14 protein-coding genes are annotated in these 16879 nt (G+C 73.7%); 6 read left to right on the forward strand and 8 right to left on the reverse strand.

The features are described from left to right. Positions 1-113: 113 nt before the first annotated feature. The 3 genes from ABZ457_RS19430 to ABZ457_RS19440 all read right to left on the reverse strand — a co-directional run bounded on the left by ABZ457_RS19430 (position 114) and on the right by ABZ457_RS19440 (position 3452). Positions 114-758 (reverse strand): superoxide dismutase, encoded by a 645-nt coding sequence (locus ABZ457_RS19430; RefSeq protein ID WP_018846613.1) that lies wholly within the window; start codon positions 756-758, stop codon positions 114-116. 136 nt (positions 759-894) lie between these two features. Beyond that, a complete protein-coding gene (locus tag ABZ457_RS19435; protein ID WP_359158859.1) occupies positions 895-2316 on the reverse strand; it encodes an FGGY-family carbohydrate kinase in 1422 nt (473 codons plus the stop codon). 101 nt (positions 2317-2417) lie between these two features. After that, a complete protein-coding gene (locus tag ABZ457_RS19440) occupies positions 2418-3452 on the reverse strand; it encodes a 2-hydroxyacid dehydrogenase (RefSeq protein WP_359158807.1) in 1035 nt (344 codons plus the stop codon). Between the two features lie 341 nt (positions 3453-3793). Here ABZ457_RS19440 and ABZ457_RS19445 point away from each other — a divergent pair, with 341 nt between their 5' ends. After that, the gene (locus ABZ457_RS19445; protein WP_359158808.1) at positions 3794-5236 is read left to right on the forward strand and encodes an FGGY-family carbohydrate kinase; all 1443 of its coding nucleotides are present in this window, start codon (positions 3794-3796) and stop codon (positions 5234-5236) included. 64 nt (positions 5237-5300) lie between these two features. Then, the gene (locus ABZ457_RS19450; RefSeq protein WP_359158809.1) at positions 5301-5912 is read left to right on the forward strand and encodes a histidine phosphatase family protein; all 612 of its coding nucleotides are present in this window, start codon (positions 5301-5303) and stop codon (positions 5910-5912) included. Here ABZ457_RS19450 and ABZ457_RS19455 read toward each other — a convergent pair. Continuing rightward, positions 5896-7335, reverse strand: coding sequence for an amino acid permease (locus ABZ457_RS19455; RefSeq protein ID WP_359158810.1), 1440 nt, complete (start codon positions 7333-7335; stop codon positions 5896-5898). The genes ABZ457_RS19450 and ABZ457_RS19455 overlap by 17 nt on opposite strands. Before the next feature lie 135 nt (positions 7336-7470). Continuing rightward, positions 7471-8883: an amino acid permease gene (locus tag ABZ457_RS19460; protein WP_359158811.1), complete on the reverse strand. Its 1413-nt coding sequence runs from the start codon at positions 8881-8883 to the stop codon at positions 7471-7473. 269 nt (positions 8884-9152) lie between these two features. On the opposite strand from ABZ457_RS19460, the gene ABZ457_RS19465 reads away from it, so the two are divergent. Continuing rightward, entirely contained in the window at positions 9153-9737 is a 585-nt protein-coding gene (locus ABZ457_RS19465; RefSeq protein ID WP_359158812.1) for a biotin transporter BioY, read from the forward strand. Positions 9738-9969: 232 nt separating this feature from the next. Here ABZ457_RS19465 and ABZ457_RS19470 read toward each other — a convergent pair whose 3' ends face one another. Further along, positions 9970-11421 carry an amino acid permease gene (locus ABZ457_RS19470; protein WP_359158813.1) on the reverse strand — a complete coding sequence of 484 codons (1452 nt, stop codon included), beginning with the start codon at positions 11419-11421 and terminating at the stop codon, positions 9970-9972. A 253-nt stretch (positions 11422-11674) separates the two neighbouring features. Here ABZ457_RS19470 and ABZ457_RS19475 point away from each other — a divergent pair, with 253 nt between their 5' ends. Together ABZ457_RS19475 and ABZ457_RS19480 are read left to right on the forward strand one after the other, a co-directional pair. Beyond that, positions 11675-12169 carry a ribose-5-phosphate isomerase gene (locus ABZ457_RS19475; protein ID WP_359158814.1) on the forward strand — a complete coding sequence of 165 codons (495 nt, stop codon included), beginning with the start codon at positions 11675-11677 and terminating at the stop codon, positions 12167-12169. Beyond that, positions 12169-12993, forward strand: coding sequence for a DNA-formamidopyrimidine glycosylase family protein (locus tag ABZ457_RS19480; RefSeq protein ID WP_359158815.1), 825 nt, complete (start codon positions 12169-12171; stop codon positions 12991-12993). Before ABZ457_RS19475 ends, ABZ457_RS19480 begins: the two co-directional genes overlap by 1 nt. Before the next feature lie 84 nt (positions 12994-13077). Here ABZ457_RS19480 and ABZ457_RS19485 read toward each other — a convergent pair whose 3' ends face one another. Beyond that, positions 13078-14307, reverse strand: a complete 1230-nt coding sequence (locus ABZ457_RS19485; protein ID WP_359158816.1) for a GNAT family N-acetyltransferase — start codon at positions 14305-14307, stop codon at positions 13078-13080. 106 nt (positions 14308-14413) lie between these two features. Between ABZ457_RS19485 and ABZ457_RS19490 the strand changes: the two genes are divergently transcribed. Beyond that, the gene (locus ABZ457_RS19490; protein WP_359158817.1) at positions 14414-15559 is read left to right on the forward strand and encodes a PP2C family protein-serine/threonine phosphatase; all 1146 of its coding nucleotides are present in this window, start codon (positions 14414-14416) and stop codon (positions 15557-15559) included. On the opposite strand, the gene ABZ457_RS19495 is transcribed toward ABZ457_RS19490, so the two are convergent. After that, entirely contained in the window at positions 15516-16763 is a 1248-nt protein-coding gene (locus ABZ457_RS19495; RefSeq protein WP_359158818.1) for a cation:proton antiporter, read from the reverse strand. The genes ABZ457_RS19490 and ABZ457_RS19495 overlap by 44 nt on opposite strands. Positions 16764-16879 lie beyond the last annotated feature (116 nt).

Genomic DNA, 16879 nt, shown 5'->3' on the forward strand with positions numbered 1-16879 from the left:
CCGCAGGGTGAGCGCCTCGGGCGCCTCCAGCTCGATGCGCCGCCGCAGCCGCAGCCCGGGGCCACCGCCCCGGGGCGACCGGGCGGTTCAGCCCCTGGTGGGGGCGTGCGGCGTCAGGGCGTGATGAGCGGCGTGCGGCCCTTGGCCTCGGTGTAGCGCTTGGCCACGTCCTGCCAGTTGACGACCTGCCACATGGCCTCGATGAAGTCGACCTTCTGGTTCTTGTACTGCAGGTAGAAGGCGTGCTCCCAGGCGTCGAACACCAGGATCGGCACGGAGCCCTGGCCCACGTTGCCCTGGTGGTCGTAGACCTGCTCGACGATCAGCCGGCCGCTGACGGGCTCGTACGCCAGGACGCCCCAGCCGGAGCCCTGCGTGGTGGCGGACGCCTTGGTGAGCTGGGTCTTGAACTTGGCGAAGGAGCCGAAGGACTCGGTGATGGCGTCCGCGAGGTCGCCCACGCCGTCCGCCGCCAGCGGCTCACCGCCGCCGCCCTCCTTCGGGCCCGTCATGTTGTTCCAGTAGATGCTGTGCAGGATGTGGCCGGAGAGGTGGAACGCGAGGTTCTTCTCCAGGCCGTTGATCGAGCCCCAGGCCTCCTTGTCGCGGGCCTCCTCAAGCTGTTCGAGGGTGTCGTTCGCGCCCTTGACGTACGCGGCGTGGTGCTTGTCGTGGTGCAGCTCGATGATCTGCGGATTGATCACCGGCTCCAGCGCCGCGTAGTCGTACGGGAGTTCAGGAAGCGTGTAGATGGCCATGATCGGTGGTCCCTCCGACTGCTTTCTTGTTGCACACTCTATGCAACTGCACGCTAGCAGCAGATGCCCGAAGGAGTGATCAGCCCCTGGTCCTAGGCCGGGGCGTGCCCCCGGCGGGCCTTCCGGCGGAGGACCCTCAGGCGCGGCGGGCGCGTTCGCGGGCCGCGGCGAGGCGGTCGAGGTGGTCCTCGTACGCCTTGGTGTACGCGGCCGCCCGGCCCTCGTCCGGTGCGACGGTCCCGCTCGGCGCCGTCCACGCGGCGGTGTCCAGCGCCACCCCGTGCCGGGCCGCCGACGCCAGGACCGCGCCCCGCGCCCCCACCTCGCCCTCCATGACGCGCAGTTCGCGCCCCAGCACGTCGGCGAAGAGCCGCATCCACGCGGGGGAGCGGGTGCCGCCGCCGCAGATCGCCAGCGAGCCGGTGAGCCCGGCCGCCTCCAGGCAGTGCCGGGCGGCGAAGGCGATCCCCTCGCAGGTGGCCCGGACCAGGTCGCCCCGGGTGGACTCCAGGCTCACCCCGGACAGCTCCGCCCGCAGCCGGGGCTCGACGAAGGGCGCCCGCTCGCCGGACGGCGCGAAGTACGGCAGCACCCGCACCCCGTGCGCCCCGGGCGGGGTGTCCGCGAGGAGCGCGTCGACCTCGGCGTGGCGCACCCCGGTGGTGGCGAGGACCCAGTCCAGGGCCGCGGTGCCCACCATCGCGGGCATCGCGCGCAACCAGTGGCCGGGCCGGTCGGTGGAGATGTGCAGTCCGGCCGGCTCCCCGTCCAGGGCGAGGGAGCGGGTGGCGACCAGGGAGGCCAGACAGGTGCCCACGATGAGCAGCCCGTCCCCGGGCTCCGTCACCCCCGCGCCCAGCGCGCAGGCGGGCAGGTCGTAGGGGCCGTTGGCGATCGGCGTCCCGGCGCCGGGCAGCCCGCCGGCCACGGTCGCGGTGGCGAGCGGGTCGGCGACGGGCGGCAGCAGCCCGCGCCGGGCGCCGAGCCCGAAGGCGTCCACCACCTCGTCCGCCCAGGTGCGGGTGCGGGGGTCCAGGAACGGCATGGACGCGTCCGAGACATCGGTCGCCCGCCGTCCCGTGAGCCGTTCGAAGACCATGTCCTTGCAGTACAGGGCGGTCTCCGCCGCGTCCAGGGCGGCGGGCTCATGGCGTTCCAGCCAGGCGAGGACCGGGCCGGGGCAGCCGGGGAACACCGCGCTGCCGGTGCGCCGGAACACGGACTCGAACACCCCGGAGGCCAGCCACTCGTCGACCAGCCCGTGCGCCCGGCCGTCCATCCAGGAGATCGCCGGGCGCACCGGGCGGCCGTCGGCGCCGACCAGCCAGACGCCGTCGCCCTGTCCGGTGAGGCCGATCAGACGCACCTCGGGGCAGGTGGCGGTCAGGGTGCCGAGGGCGTCGGTGACGGCCTCGTACACCTCGTCCATGTCCTGCTCGACGCGGCCGCCGCGGATGTCCAGCCCGACCGGGCGGGACTCGGTGGCGAGCGTCCGGCCGCCCTCGTCGAAGGCGGCGGCCTTCACCACGGAGGTGCCGACGTCGACACCGATGAACACGGTCATGCTGCGGCTCTCCTCGGGGTCGGACCCGGCCGGGTCCGGGTCGCGGTCGGGCGGTTCGGTCGCGGGGCGGGTCCGGGGCGGCCGGGTCCGGCCGGTCAGTCCAGCGCGTGGACGAGGGGTTCGCCCCGGACGTACCGGGCCACCTCGGCGGCCGCGATCGCCGCCGCCTTGTGCGCCACCTGCCGGCTCGCGCCGCCGAGGTGCGGGGTGAGGACCGTGTTCGGGGCGGCCAGCAGCCGGGAGCCCGGCGCGGGCGGCTCCTGCGCGTAGGTGTCCAGGGCCGCGGCGGCCAGATGTCCCTGCCCCAGCGCGTCGCACAGCGCCTCGGTGTCCACCAGGCCGCCGCGCGCCGCGTTCACCAGGACCGACCCCTCGGGCATCAGGGCCAGTTCGCGGGCGCCGATCAGCCCCTGGGTCTCGGCCGTCAGCCGGGCGTGCAGGGTCACCACCCGGGAACGGGTCAGCAGCGCGTCCAGGGAGTGCGCCCGCATGCCGTGCACATCGCCGCGCACATAGGGGTCGAACACCTCCACCTCGGCGCCGAAGGCGGTGAGCACCCGGGCGACCCGGCTGCCCACCGCGCCGTAGCCGACCAGCCCCACCGGCAGGTCCTCCAGCTCCGGGCCGCACTTATCGTAGGTGTAGTACGAGGCGTCCCAGCGCCCCTCGTCCGCCAGCGACCGGTGGGCCTCGGGGATGCGGCGGAGCGCGGCGAGCAGCAGCCCGACGGTGAACTCGGCGGTGGCGGCGGCGTTCCGGCCGGGTGCGAAGCAGACCGTCACGCCCCGGGCCCGGGCGGCGGCCGCGTTCACATTGACCGGGCCACCGCGGCAGACGGCGATCAGCCGCAGGTCGGGGGCCGCGTCCAGGACGCGTTCGGTGAACGGGGCCATCTGGGTCACGCACACCTCGGCCCCGCTGCCCGGGCCCTTGCCGCGCAGGGCCTCGATCAGGGCGTCCTCGGCGTCGCTCGCCTCCTCGACCTCGCCGACCGTGCCGAAGGGCTCCAGGGGCCAGGGCAGGGTGAGTTCGTCCGCCGTGAAGGGGTGGTCGGCGAGGGCATGGCGCAGCGCCCCGACCAGGAGGGGGCTGCGCACGAAGTGGTCACCGGCGGCAAGGATCCTCGTCACGGCTGCTCTCCCGTCTCGGTGCCGCGGACCGGGCCGCGGGTTTCGGGCGGCGGCTGAGGGGCGGGCCGCCGGTCGGTGACCAGGATGGTCGCGCCGCCGGGGCCTTCGCGGCTTCGCCGGTCCGCCCGGCGCGTCGCGTCGCGCGGGCCGTGCCGTGTTGTGTGCGGGGTGCGCGGGTCGTGTCGTGCCGGGCGCGGGTCGTGCGGGGTGCGCGGTTCGTGTCGTGCCGGTTCCGTCATCGGGACCACCGTCCGTCCGGTCGGGGACGCCGTCTTCACGCGCGGGCACCCATTCTCGGTGCAGAGTGGGAGTTTCGCGGGACCTTCCGGAAAGGGGCCGGTATGTGGCTGGGCATCGACCTCGGCACCCAGGGCGCACGGGCCCTGCTCGCCGACGACGAGGGCCGCGTCCTCGGCAGCGGTTCGGCGCCGCTCACCGGGCTGCGGGACGGCGCCCGCCACGAGCAGTCGCCCGAGGACTGGTGGACCGCCGTGTGCGCCGCGGTCCGCGCGGCCCTCGCGGACGCGCCGCCCCCGCGCGCGCTGGCCGTCTGCGCCACCTCCGGCACGGTCTTCCTCGGCGACGCGGCGGGCCGGCCGCTCACCCCGGCCCTGATGTACGACGACGGCCGCGCGCCGGGCCGGGGCCTCGGGCGGGCCCGGTGGCTGGCCCGGACGTACCCACCAGGCCCGGGCGCGCGGATCATGCACCAGGCCGACCTGATCACCACCCGCCTGACCGGGCACCCGGTCCCCACGGACTCGGGCCACGCCCTGAAGACGGGCTACGACCCGCGGGCGGGCGCGTTCACGGGCGGGTTCACCGGGGCGGAAGGAGCGGCGGAGCCGGACGGGACGGACCCCGGCGCGGGGGGCGCGGACCTCGCCGGGACGCTGCCCGAGGTCGTGCCGCCCGGCTCGGTCCTCGGCGAGGTCTGCGCCGCCGCCGAGGCGGCCACCGGCATCCCCCGCGGCACCCCGGTCGTCGCCGGGACCACCGACGGCTGCGCCGCCCAGCTCGCCTCCGGCTCCCTGACCCCCGGCTCCTGGAACTCGGTCCTCGGCACCACCCTGGTCCTCAAAGGTGTGTCCGCCACACCCCTCCACGATCCCGGGGACGTGGTCTACAACCACCTCTCGGCGGACGGCTCCTGGCTCCCCGGCGGTGCCTCCGCCACCGGCGCCGGCGCGCTGCGGGCCGCCTTCCCGGACGCCGACCCGGCCCGGATGGACGCCCTCGCCGCCGCCCATGAACCCGCCGCCACCCTCGCGTACCCCCTGGTCGGCCGGGGCGAGCGGTTCCCGTTCACCGGCCCCGAGGCCACCGCCTTCCTGCTGGGCTCCCCGGAGTCGGACGCGGAGCACTGGGCCGCCCTGCTCCAGGGCGTCGCCCTGGTGGAACGCCTCTGCCTGGACTACCTGGACCACCTCGGCGCGGCCGTCGACGGGCCGCTCACCGTCACCGGCGGCGCGGTGCGCAGCGCGTACTGGACCCGGCTGCGGGCGGAGGTCCTCGGCCGTGAGCTCCGTGTCCCGGAATCCGCCGAACCCGCCCTCGGTATGGCGGTCCTGGCCGCGTACGGCGCGGGCGGGGCGGAGTCGCTGAGCGGGGCCGCGTCCCGGATGGTGCGGCTGCGCACCACGGTCCGGCCGGGCGGCGGCACGGCACGCTGGGACGGCCCGTATCTGCGGCTGGTGGACGAACTCGCGCGCAGGGGCTGGCTCCCGGAACCGGTCGCCGCCCACGCCCGGGCCCGGACCCGTACGCGCGGGACCGCCGGGTGACACGAGCCCCCCGCCCGGAATCACGCCGCCCCGGCCACCACCCCGCCACCCCCGAAGGGACCCCATGACCGCGACCCTGCTCCTCGCCCGCCACGGCCAGACCGTCTGGCACGCCGAGAACCGCTACGCGGGCGTCAGCGACGTCGCTCTCACCGACGAGGGCCGGAGGCAGGCCGAACGGCTCGGCGCCTGGGCGCACGCCGAGCCGGTGGACGCGATCTGGACCTCCACCGTGCCGCGCGCCATCGCGACGGCCGCGCCCGCCTGCCGGGTCCTCGGGCTGGAGCCGCACCGCGAACACGAGCTGCGCGAATGCGACTTCGGGGTGGTCGAGGGCCGCACCCTCGCCGAGTTCGCCGCCGAGGACCCGGCGGCGGCCGAGGCGTTCCGCGCGGACCCGGCCGCCCATCCGTTCCCGGGCGCGGAGGACCCCCGGGCCGCGGCGGCCCGGGGGTCCGGTGCGCTGCGCCGGATCGCCGGCGCGCACGAGGGGCAGCGGGTCCTGGTGGTCGCCCACAACACCCTGCTGCGGCTGGTCCTCTGCGAATTGCTCGGCATCCCGCTCGCCGACTACCGCAGGGTCTTCCCGCAGTTGCGCAACACCGCGCTGACCGAGCTGCGGCTGGCGCCGGACGGGAGCCGTCCGGCGCTGCTCGGGCTCAACCTGCCCTGCTGACCTCGTCGTTCGTCCCGGCTGCCGCGCGCCGCCGCTGGAGGGCGTAGCCCGTCGCGGCGAGTGCCAGGGTGAGCACCCCCGTGGCGAGGAGCTGGTTGCGGGTGTCCGGCTCGCCCAGCATCAGGACGAACACCGTCGCCATCCCGAGCAGCGCCGCGATGCTCAGCCACGGGTAGAGCCACATCCGCACGACCAGGGTCTCGGGCGCCTCGCGTTCGGTGCGGCGGCGCAGCACCAGCTGGGAGACGGTGATGAAGAACCAGACCACCAGGATGATCGCGCCGATGGTGTTGAGGAGCCAGGCGAAGATGTCGTCCGGCCGCCAGTAGCTGAGCAGCACACAGCAGAAGCCGATCACCGAGGACGCCAGCACCGCCGGGCGCGGCACCCCGCCGAAGACCCGCCCGAGCCAGGACGGCCCCTGCCGGCGGGCGACGAGGGAGCGGGCCATCCGGGAGGCGCCGTAGATGTTGGCGTTCATCGCGGAGAGCAGGGCGATCAGCACGACCACGTTCATGATCTCGCCGGCCGCCGGGATGCCCAGGTGGTCCAGGGTCGCGACATAGGGGCCGCCCTTGACGGCCGGGTCGTTCCACGGCACCAGGGCGACGATGACCGCCATGGAGCCGATGTAGAAGACGGCGATCCGCCACATCGCGGTGCGCACCGCCTTGGCGACCCCCTGCACCGGGTGCTCGGACTCGGCGGCCGCGATGGTGACCGTCTCCAGGCCGCCGTACGCGAAGACCGAGGCGAGCAGGCCGACGACGAAGCCCTCGTAGCCGTTGGGCAGGAAGCCGCCCTCCCCGGTGAGGTTGTCGGTGCCGGGGGACTCGGTGCCGGGCAGCAGTCCGGTGATCGCCAGTACGCCGATCGCGAGGAAGATCACGATCGCGGCGACCTTGAGGGCGGCGAACCAGAACTCGAACTCGCCGAAGTTCTTCACGGCCGCCAGGTTGGTGCCGCAGAAGACCACCATGAACAGCGCCACCCAGGCCCAGCCGGGGGTGCCGGGGAACCAGCCGGTCATGATCTCCGCCGCGCCGATGGCCTCCAGCCCGACCGCCACGCACAGCAGGAACCAGAACGCCCAGCCCGCGGTGAAGCCCGCCCAGGGGCCGAGGGCCCGCTCGGCGTGCACGGAGAAGGACCCCGAGGCCGGGTTCGCCGCCGACATCTCGCCGAGCATCCGCATCACCAGCATGACCAGCACACCGGAGAGGACGTAGGCGAGCACGATGGACGGGCCCGCCGCGGCGATGGCCGTACCGGAGCCCACGAAGAGCCCGGCGCCGATCACGCCGCCCAGGGCGATCATCGAGAGATGGCGCTGCTTGAGGCCGTGCGAGAGCGCGGCGGTGTCCTGCTGCCGTTCGGTGGGCGACGACGGGGGCGGCGGAGCGGCGGGCGGGGACAGTGACATGAGCGGCCCTGTTTCACTGACGGGGGCGGGGAGCAGCCGACAGTCTGGACGGGCTGTCCGGTCCCCGGGAACGTATGTCCGCTATACGGTCACGATGTTCACACAACGCCACCACGCGGCCACCGGGCACCTGGTTCAGCCGCGCGCCCGTCGCCGCTCCAGGACCTCCCGCGCACCCGCGACCAGCAGCACCAGCGCCGTCGCGCCCGCGGACCACAGCACCTGGGTGCGGGCGGCGTTGTCCAGCAGCATCAGGACCAGCACCGCGGCCATCGCCACCAGCGCGGCCACGGTCAGCCAGGGGAAGAGCCACATCCGCAGGGTGAGCGCCTCGGGCGCCTCCAGCTCGATGCGCCGCCGCAGCCGCAGCTGCGAGAGGGCCACCAGCGCCCAGACGAACAGCAGCACCGCGCCGACCGAGTTGAGCATGTAAAGGAACACCGTCTCGGGCCACGCCAGGTTGAGCAGCACCGATACGAACCCGAAGGCGACCGAGGCCAGCACCGCCCGGCGGGGCACGCCGCCCTTCGAGACGGTGAGCAGTGCCCGGGGTCCCTCGCCGCGTTCGGCGAGGGAGAAGACCATCCGGGAGGAGCCGTAGAGATTGGCGTTGAGGGCGGAGAGCAGCGCCACGAAGACGACGATCTCCATGATCCGCCCGGCGCCCGGGATCCCGATGCCGTCGAGCACGGTGACGAAGGGGCTGAGACCGGCCTTCTGCACCGTCCACGGCAGGACGGTCACGATCACCAGCATCGAGCCGACGTAGAAGAAGAGGATGCGCACCACGGCGCTGCGGACCGCCCGCGCCACGGCCCGCGCCGGGTCGGCGGTCTCGGCTGCGGCGATGGTGACGACCTCCAGGCCGCCGAACGCGAACACCACCACCAGTACCCCGGAGACCACCCCGGACCAGCCGTTGGGCAGGAAGCCGCCGTCGCCGGTGAGGTGGGACAGCCCCACGGGCTCGGTGTCGGGCAGCACGCCGAAGACGGCGAGGGTGCCGAGGAGCAGGAAGAGGACGAGAGCGCCGACCTTGAGGGAGGCGAACCAGAACTCGAACTCGCCGAAGTTCTTCACCGCCGCCAGGTTGGCCGCGGTGAAGACCAGCATGAACACCAGCACCCAGCCCCACTGCGGTACGGCCGGCGCCCAGCCGTGGGCGATGGCCGCGGCGGCCGTCGCCTCGGCGGCGAGCACGACCACCAGCAGGAACCAGTAGAGCCAGCCGACGCTGAAGCCCGCCCAGCGGCCGAGGGCGCGCTCGGCGTGCACGGAGAAGGAGCCGGAGGCCGGCATCGCGGCGGACATCTCGCCGAGCATCCGCATCACCAGCATCGCGAGGGTGCCCGCGATCAGATACGAGACGACGATGCCGGGGCCGGCGAGGGAGATCCCGGCGCCGGAGCCGACGAACAGCCCGGCGCCGATCACACCGCCGAGCCCCAGCATCGTCAGATGCCGCTGCTTCAGCCCGTGTTCGAGGGGCTCCCCGCTGTCGGGGGGCGCCGCCCCGGTGGTCGCGGGCGGGGGCGGGGCGTCGCGCATGGTGTGGAGTACTCTCGGCCGGCTCAAGTGGAGTTATGGGGTCCCTACAGTCTCGCCGAGTACCGTCCCCGGGCGCAAAACGCGCTGCACGGCCAGGACCTCAGTGACGAGCGTCACCCCACCGTCTGTGCCGGGGGCTCGCTTTGTGTGATCCCCACCAAGGTGCCAACGCGTGCTTTGTGGACGGCTGATGGTGATCCGGTTGGTTCCGCTGGGCTACGGTCGCCGTGTCCCGCTCCTTCCCCGTCCCTCACTTCGCGGAGTCCCCGATGAGCACTGCTGCCGCCCCCGTCCGATCCGGCCTGGTCCTGGCCGATCTGGTCCCCGCGTCCCGCGTCCGGGACGTCGCCCTGGTGGTCGGCGGTGCCGTCCTGACCGGGCTCGCCGCCCAGGTCTCCCTGCCGGTACCCGGCTCCCCGGTGCCGGTGTCCGGCCAGACCTTCGCCGCGCTGCTGGTGGGCACGGCCCTCGGCGCCCGCCGGGGCTTCCTCTCCCTCGGGCTGTACGCGGTCGCCGGTGTGGCCGGCGTCCCGTGGTTCGCGCAGGGCGCCTCGGGCTACGGCATGCCGTCCTTCGGCTACATCCTCGGGATGCTGCTGGCCGCGACGGTCGTCGGCGCGCTCGCCCGCCGGGGCGCGGACCGCACGGTCCTGCGCACCGCCGGCTCGATGGTCCTCGGCTCCGCGATCATCTACGCGGTCGGCGTCCCGTACCTGGCCGCCGCCACCGGTATGTCCCTGAGCGAGGCGGTCGCCGCGGGCCTGGTCCCCTTCCTCATCGGCGACGCCCTCAAGGCGGCCCTCGCGATGGGCGCCCTCCCCACCGCCTGGAAGCTCGCCGGCCCCCGCGCCTGACCACCCCGCTTCCCCCCGGCCCCCGGCCCGCCTCCGCGCGAGCCGGGGGCCGGGGCGTTTCCGCCCCCGGGCCCCGGCCCGGACGCACCCCGGCCCGGACGCACCCCGGCCCGGATGCAGCGCTGCCCCGAGCCCTTGCCCGGACGCACCCCGGCCCCGGCCCGGACGCAGCGCTGCCCCGGTCCGCGCGGAGGCGGACCGGGGCAGCGGGAACGGCGTGCGCCCGGCGGGATCAGCCCGCGGAGCGGGCGGCGGGGTCCGCCGTCCTGCGCCGGTGGCGGTCCCGGGCGATGCCCACCGTCAGGACCACACCCGCCGCGAGCAGCGACAGCAGCATCTGCTGGCGGCCCTTGTCGTCGAAGAGCATGTAGACGATCACGAACGAGATCATCGCGATGGTCGCGTACGTGAGGTACGGGAACAGCCACATGCGCACGACGAGCCTCTCCGGCGACTCGCGCAGGATGATCCCGCGCATCCGCAGCTGCGTCACACAGATGACCAGCCACACGAAGAGCGCCACCGCACCGCTGGAGTTCAGCAGGAACTCGAAGACCGTGTCGGGCCACTTGTAGTTGAAGAACACCGCGAGGAACCCGAAGGCGACCGACGACAGGATCGCCGCCATCGGCACGCCCCGCGCGTTGACCTTCGCGAAGGAGGCCGGCGCGTCACCGCGCTGACCCAGGGAGAACGCCATCCGGGAGGCGGTGTAGAGCCCGGAGTTCAGGCAGGAGAGCACCGCGGTCAGGATGATGAAGTTCATCAGCTCGCCGGCGTGCGGGATGCCGATCGATTTCAGGGCCGCGACGTAGGAGCCGTCGTCCAGGATCTCCTTGGAGTTCCACGGCAGCAGCGTCAGCACCACGAAGATCGAGCCCAGGTAGAAGACCGCCACGCGCCAGATCACGCTGTTGGTCGCGCGGGACACGGCCCGCTGCGGGTCCGCGGACTCGCCCGCCGCCAGGGTGACGATCTCGCTGCCCATGAACGAGAAGACGACCATCAGGATGCCCGTCAGGATCGCCCCGTAGCCCATGGGGAAGAAGCCGCCCTCGGAGGTCAGGTACGACAGACCCGCCCCGGGGTTGTCGGAGCCGGGCAGCAGGCCGAACACGGCCAGTCCGCCGACCACGACGAACGCGCCGATCGCGACGACCTTGATCCCCGCGAACCAGAACTCGAACTCGCCGTAGGAGGCGACGGAGGCGAGGTTGGTGGCCGTCAGCACGACCATCACCAGCAGCGCCCAGCCCCACTGGGGTACGGACGGGAGCCAGCCCTCCAGGATCTCGGCCGCGATCGTCGCCTCGACGGCGAGCACGACCACCCAGAAGAACCAGTACAGCCAGCCGATGGAGAAGCCCGCCCAGCGGCCGAGCGCCCGGTCCGCGTACGCGGAGAACGAGCCGGAGCTGGGGTTGGCCGCGGCCATCTCGCCCAGCATCCGCATCACCAGCACGACCATCAGGCCGACGAGCGCGTACGACACGAGGATCGCGGGGCCCGCCGCCGCGATGCCGGAACTGGAGCCGGCGAAGAGGCCCGCTCCGATGACACCGCCGATGGCGATCATGGAGAGATGGCGGTTCTTGAGACCGGCCTTGAGACCGTCGGGGGAGGAGGGCTGCCCGGGGTTCTCGGGCTGCTCACCTTCCTTTGTGAGGGTCATCTGCGACGTCATGCATGAATCCTTATGCCATTGGGGCCGCTCGGGTTACGAACTGGGGAAGTGAAACCCAATACGCCGGTGTGCGGAAGGTCTGCATCCGTTTCGTTGCGTTCGTCACTCCGGATCTTCACTCCGGACCCGGAGCGATCTTCACACCGGAATGCGGACGGACCCCGTGCCGGAGCCCCGCGCCGGGCCCGGGCCGCGGCCCGCCGAGCCGGGCCCCGCGCCGGACCGCGCCCGCCCCGCATGCCACACTCGGACCATGCGCGTGTACCTCGGCTCCGACCATGCCGGCTTCGAACTCAAGAACCACCTCGTCGAGTGGCTCAAGGCCCACGGCCACGAGCCCGTCGACTGCGGTCCGCACATCTACGACGCCCAGGACGACTACCCGCCGTTCTGCCTGCGCGCCGCCGAGCGGACCGCCGCGGACCCCGACTCGCTGGGCATCGTGATCGGCGGCTCCGGCAACGGCGAGCAGATCGCCGCCAACAAGGTCAAGGGCGTGCGCGCGGCGCTCGCCTGGAGCGAGCAGACCGCCGCTCTCGGCCGCGAGCACAACAACGCCAACGTCGTCGCCATCGGCGGCCGGATGCACTCCCTGGAGGAGTCGACGAAGTTCGTCGAGATCTTCCTCGGCACCCCCTACTCCGGCGAGGAGCGCCACACCCGCCGCATCGAGATGCTCTCGGCCTACGAGAACACCGGCGCGCTCCCCCCGATCCCGGCCCACCACCCGCAGGAGCCGACCGCCTGATGCCCGAGGGGCACACGATCCACCGGCTGGCCGCCGACTACCGGGAACGGTTCGGCGGCCGGCCCGCGCGGGTGAGCAGCCCGCAGGGCAAGTTCGCCGACTCCGCCGCGCTGCTCGACGGCACGGAGCTGGAGACCACCGAGGCCCACGGCAAGCACCTCTTCCTGGGCTTCGCCGGTGAGGAGTGGGTCCACATCCACCTCGGCCTCTTCGGCAAGGTGGCCTTCGGCGCGGCCCCCGCCCCGCCGCCCACCGACACCGTCCGGCTGCGCCTGGCCAACGCCGAGTCCTGGGTCGACCTGCGCGGCCCCACCACCTGCGCCCTGCTCACCGACGGCGAGAAGCAGGCGGTACACGACCGGCTCGGCCCGGACCCCCTCCGCGCGGACGCCGACCCGGACCTCGCCTGGGCCCGGATATCCCGCTCGCGCACCACCGTCGCCGCCCTGCTGATGGACCAGAAGGTCGTCGCGGGCGTGGGCAACGTCTACCGCGCCGAGGTCCTCTTCCGGCACGGCATCGACCCCTACCGCGCGGGCCGGGACCTCACCCGCCGCGAGTGGGACGCGATCTGGGCCGACCTGGTGCTGCTGATGCGGGAGGGCGTCCGCCTCAACCGCATCGACACCGTCCGGCCCGAGCACACCCCCGAGGCCATGGGCCGCCCGCCGCGCGTGGACGACCACGGCGGCGAGGTGTACGTCTACCGGCGGGCCGCGATGCCCTGCCACATCTGCGGCGCGGAGATCCGCACCGCGCCGCTGGCCGCCCGCAACCTCTTCTGGTGCCCCGACTGCCAGCACCGCCCGGCGCCCGCCAACTGACCGCGCCCGGCTGCCCCGCGCCACCGGCTGACCCGCGCCCGCCGCACGCCCGGCCGGCGGGCGCGGGACCAGATCAGAACCGGATCAGAACCCGTGCGGCAGCCACGGCGCCACGTCCGAGGAGAACGCGGACGACGCCTCCGCCAGCGCCCCCTCGCGCAGCTCGCTCACCCGCCCGGCCCGCGCCAGGGACGCCAGCGTCACCCCGCCGAAGTAGGCCGCGCCCAGCTCCCGTACCGACAGCGCCAGTTCCGGCGCGTCGCCCGTCCGCTCGCAGGACGCCCCCTTCGCGTCGCCGGAGAGCCGCCAGCGCCCCTCGTTCCAGGGGCAGAAGGCGTCCGAGACCTCCAGCACCACGTCCACCGGCGTCCGGTAGGTGCGGGCCGCGAGCGCCGCGCCCACCTCCACCGGCCGCGCGTGCAGGGTGTCCCGGACGCGCACCTCGCAGCGGCGGATGTCGGAGACCAGGTGCAGCAGCGGGTCGTCCACCGGCCGGTTGCGCGACTGCACCGAGACCGTGAGGTCGATCCCGCAGAGGAAGTCCCAGAGTGCCGCGTAGGCCCCCGGGTCCTCGGCGGCGATGTCCCGGAGCGAGATCGTGCCCTGCGGCCCGGTCGCCGACCAGTCCGGCTTGTTGTGGAAGCGCGCGAAGCCCACCACCCGGCCCGCCCGTTCCGCCACCACGCACTGGAGCGGGGAGCCGCCGCCCCGCTCCGAGGGCGGGTCGAGCAGCGGCAGCCGCTCCCAGCCGGGGGAGCGCCGCGGCATGCCGGGCCGGGAGTCCAGCGTCGACCGGTAGACGCGTTCGCACGCCTCGGCCGCCTCACCGACCTCCGCGAAGCGCAGCCGCACGTCCTCCGCGCCCGGCGGCAGCGCGATCCGCACCCGGGTGGAGTCGACGGCGACGGACATCTGGTGGCTGGCGATCCCGTAGCCGAAGCGGCCGTAGATCGCCGGCTCGGAGGCGGTCAACACCGCCAGCGGCTCGCCGAGGGCCCGTACGTCGTCGAGCTGACGGCGCATCATCGCGGTGAGAATCCCGCGCCTGCGGTGGGTCGCGGCCACGCTCACCATCGTCACGCCCGCCGTGGGCACCACGGACCCGCCCGGTACCGACATCCGGAACGAGAAGGCCCCGGCCGTGCCCACGCACACGTCGCCGTCCCAGGCGCCGAGGGAACGTTCCGCCTCGGTCAGGTCCTGCCACAGCCGGCGTTCCTCCGGCGCCTCCCCGACCCCGCCGAAGGCCCGTTCCAGGCCGGTGTACCAGAGATCCCAGTCGGAGGGGTCGAGAATGCGCAGCTCAGTCGTCATGTGCCCATCCCTACCAGGACCCCGCGGACAGCTGCGACCGTATTTCGAACGCATAGTCGCGGGGTACCCCTCCACGGGAGCCGGGCGGGTGGATAGGGTCCACCCGATGGCCCGAGGCTCGGCAGCAGACTCGTTCGGGGCCCGGACGCGGAAGGCCGTGCACCGGGTCCGCACCGGGCTGCGCCGTTCCGCCGTCGACTACTTCCGCGGCGGCGGCTCCGACCGCCTGGCCCTCGCCGGGCTGCTGCTGACCGTCCCGGCCCTGGTCTGGGGCACCGTCACCAACCCGGTCTGGTGCTCCCCGGTCGCCCTGGTCCTGCCCATCGTCGCGGGCGGCCTGGTGCTGCGCCCCGCGAGCCTGCTGGGGCTGTACGCGGCGGCCGCGGCGGGCCTGATCGTGGAGTCCACCGTCCTCGGCCCGTACACCGAGGGCCCGGCCCGGGTCACCCCCGGCACCGTCCTCACCGTCGCCGCCTGCGGCTTCTTCGGGCTGCTCATCGCGCAGTTCCGGGCCCGGGTCGGCGTGCCCTGGCGCCGTGGCGGCACCATGCTCTTCGACCTGCGCGAGCGCATCCGGGTGCAGAGCGCCCTGCCGAGGCTGCCGCAGGCCTGGCACCGGGAGATGGCGCTGCGGCCGGCCGGCGGGCAGTCCTTCTCCGGGGACTTCGTCGTCGCGGCCCGCACCAACGGCGGCCGCACCCTGGAGATCGTCCTCACCGACGTCTCCGGCAAGGGGATGGACGCGGCCTCCCGGGCCCTGCTCCTCTCCGGCGCGTTCGGCGGACTGCTCGGCTCCCTGCCGCCGCACGGCTTCCTGCCCGCGGCCAACGGCTATCTGCTGCGCCAGGACTGGGACGAGGGCTTCGCCACCTCGATCCACCTGGTCCTGGACCTGGACTCGGGCGACTACGAGCTGCTCTCCGCGGGCCATCTGCCCGCCCTCCAGCTCCACGCGGGGACCGGCCGCTGGGAGGAGAAGGCCGCCGAGGGGCCGCTCCTCGGGGTGTACGACGGGGCGCAGTTCGACCCGGTGAAGGGTTCCCTGCGCCCCGGCGACGTGCTGATGCTGTTCACGGACGGCCTGGTGGAGGCGTCCGGCCGGGACATCGCCGAGGGCATCGACCGGCTGACGGGTGAGGCCGACCGCTATGTGGCCGCCGGGTTCGAGGGCGCCGCCTGGCACCTCATCGAGGCGGTGGCCAAGGACGTCAACGACGACCGGGCGCTGCTGCTGCTGTGCCGCCAGGGGTGAGGGCCGGCTCCTCCTCCCCGGTCGTCCGTCCGCCCTCGGGGGGCGGGCCGTCGCCCGGGTCCTTCTTCCGGCCGCCGGGCAGGACGCGCGCCAGCCAGTGCGAGCGTCCGGCGGCCAGCGGGCCGAGGACGGCGAGCAGCAGGACATAGCTCGCGATGAACGGGGAGAGGCGCGAGTCCAGCCCGGCGGCGGCCGCCATCGTGGCGAGGATCAGCGCGAACTCGCCGCGGGCGAGCAGGGTGGTGGCGACGTTGGACGACTCCTGCGGTCCGAACCGGTAGAGCCGTCCGGCGGCGAGGCCGGCGACCACGTTCATCACCAGGGTGAGCACCACGGCGGCGAGCACCGGCCAGATGACGACCGGGAGGTCGCCCGGGTCGATGGAGAGGCCGAAGGCGAAGAAGAAGATGGCACCGAAGGCGTCCCGGAGCGGGTGCACCAGCTGCCGAATCCTTTCGCCCGACGAGGTGCTGCCGAGCATCAGACCGACCATGAACGCGCCGATGGCGTCGGCGACGCCGAACCACTCGGAGACCCCGGCCACGAAGACGGCGGCGCCGAGGAAGGAGATGACCAGCAGCTCGTCGTCCCGGGTGGCGAACAGCCGCCCGACGACGGCCGTGCCGAACCGGGCCGCGAGGGCCAGCAGCAGCAGGAAGGCGAAGGCCTTGCCGCCGTCCACCACGGCCGCGCCGAAGCTGTCGGCGCCGGAGAGGATCGGCTGGAGGGCGGCGAGGTAGAGGGCGAGGAAGATGTCCTCGACCACGATGATGCCGAGGATCGGCCGGGTCTCGGGATTGCCGAGCCGCCCCAGGTCGACGAGGACCTTGGTGACGATCGCCGACGAGGAGATGCCGAGGACACCGGCGAGGACCAGGGCCTCCGAGGTGCCCCAGCCGAGCGCGAAGCCGAAGGCGAGTCCGGCGCCGACGTTGAGCACCAGGTACGCCCCGCCGGCCAGGGCCATCTTGCGGCCGCCGGCCTTGAGGTCGTCGATGTGGAACTCGAGACCCAGATAGAAGAGCAGCAGCACCAGCCCGAGCGCGGAGAGCATCTCCAGCTCGTGCGGGTCGGAGACGAGGACCACGCCGGGGGTGTGCGGGCCGAGCAGGATTCCGGCGACGATGAACAGGGGGATGGTCGGCAGGCCGATGCGGCCGCCGAGCCGCGCGATGACGGCGGCGGCCAGGAAGGCCCCGCCCATCGCGATGAGGGTGTCTGCGTGTCCGATGGCCGTCCTCCGGATGTCGGGGGAGTCAGGGGACTCTGGTGAGGTCAGGGGAGTGTCAAGAAAGCGTCAATGATTAGTTTGCCAAAGGA

This window comes from Streptomyces sp. NPDC005805 (genome assembly GCF_040630445.1).
Taxonomy (GTDB): domain Bacteria; phylum Actinomycetota; class Actinomycetes; order Streptomycetales; family Streptomycetaceae; genus Streptomyces.

What these genes read in the sequence shown, in the direction of transcription:
- ABZ457_RS19430 (WP_018846613.1), bottom strand. Translation starts at nt 758, where the DNA reads ATGGCCATCTACACGCTTCCTGAACTCCCGTACGACTACGCGGCGCTG.
- ABZ457_RS19445 (WP_359158808.1), top strand. Translation starts at nt 3,794, where the DNA reads ATGTGGCTGGGCATCGACCTCGGCACCCAGGGCGCACGGGCCCTGCTC.
- ABZ457_RS19450 (WP_359158809.1), top strand. Translation starts at nt 5,301, where the DNA reads ATGACCGCGACCCTGCTCCTCGCCCGCCACGGCCAGACCGTCTGGCAC.
- ABZ457_RS19455 (WP_359158810.1), bottom strand. Translation starts at nt 7,335, where the DNA reads ATGTCACTGTCCCCGCCCGCCGCTCCGCCGCCCCCGTCGTCGCCCACC.
- ABZ457_RS19460 (WP_359158811.1), bottom strand. Translation starts at nt 8,883, where the DNA reads ATGCGCGACGCCCCGCCCCCGCCCGCGACCACCGGGGCGGCGCCCCCC.
- ABZ457_RS19465 (WP_359158812.1), top strand. Translation starts at nt 9,153, where the DNA reads ATGAGCACTGCTGCCGCCCCCGTCCGATCCGGCCTGGTCCTGGCCGAT.
- ABZ457_RS19470 (WP_359158813.1), bottom strand. Translation starts at nt 11,421, where the DNA reads ATGACGTCGCAGATGACCCTCACAAAGGAAGGTGAGCAGCCCGAGAAC.
- ABZ457_RS19475 (WP_359158814.1), top strand. Translation starts at nt 11,675, where the DNA reads ATGCGCGTGTACCTCGGCTCCGACCATGCCGGCTTCGAACTCAAGAAC.
- ABZ457_RS19480 (WP_359158815.1), top strand. Translation starts at nt 12,169, where the DNA reads ATGCCCGAGGGGCACACGATCCACCGGCTGGCCGCCGACTACCGGGAA.
- ABZ457_RS19485 (WP_359158816.1), bottom strand. Translation starts at nt 14,307, where the DNA reads ATGACGACTGAGCTGCGCATTCTCGACCCCTCCGACTGGGATCTCTGG.
- ABZ457_RS19490 (WP_359158817.1), top strand. Translation starts at nt 14,414, where the DNA reads ATGGCCCGAGGCTCGGCAGCAGACTCGTTCGGGGCCCGGACGCGGAAG.
- ABZ457_RS19495 (WP_359158818.1), bottom strand. Translation starts at nt 16,763, where the DNA reads ATGGGCGGGGCCTTCCTGGCCGCCGCCGTCATCGCGCGGCTCGGCGGC.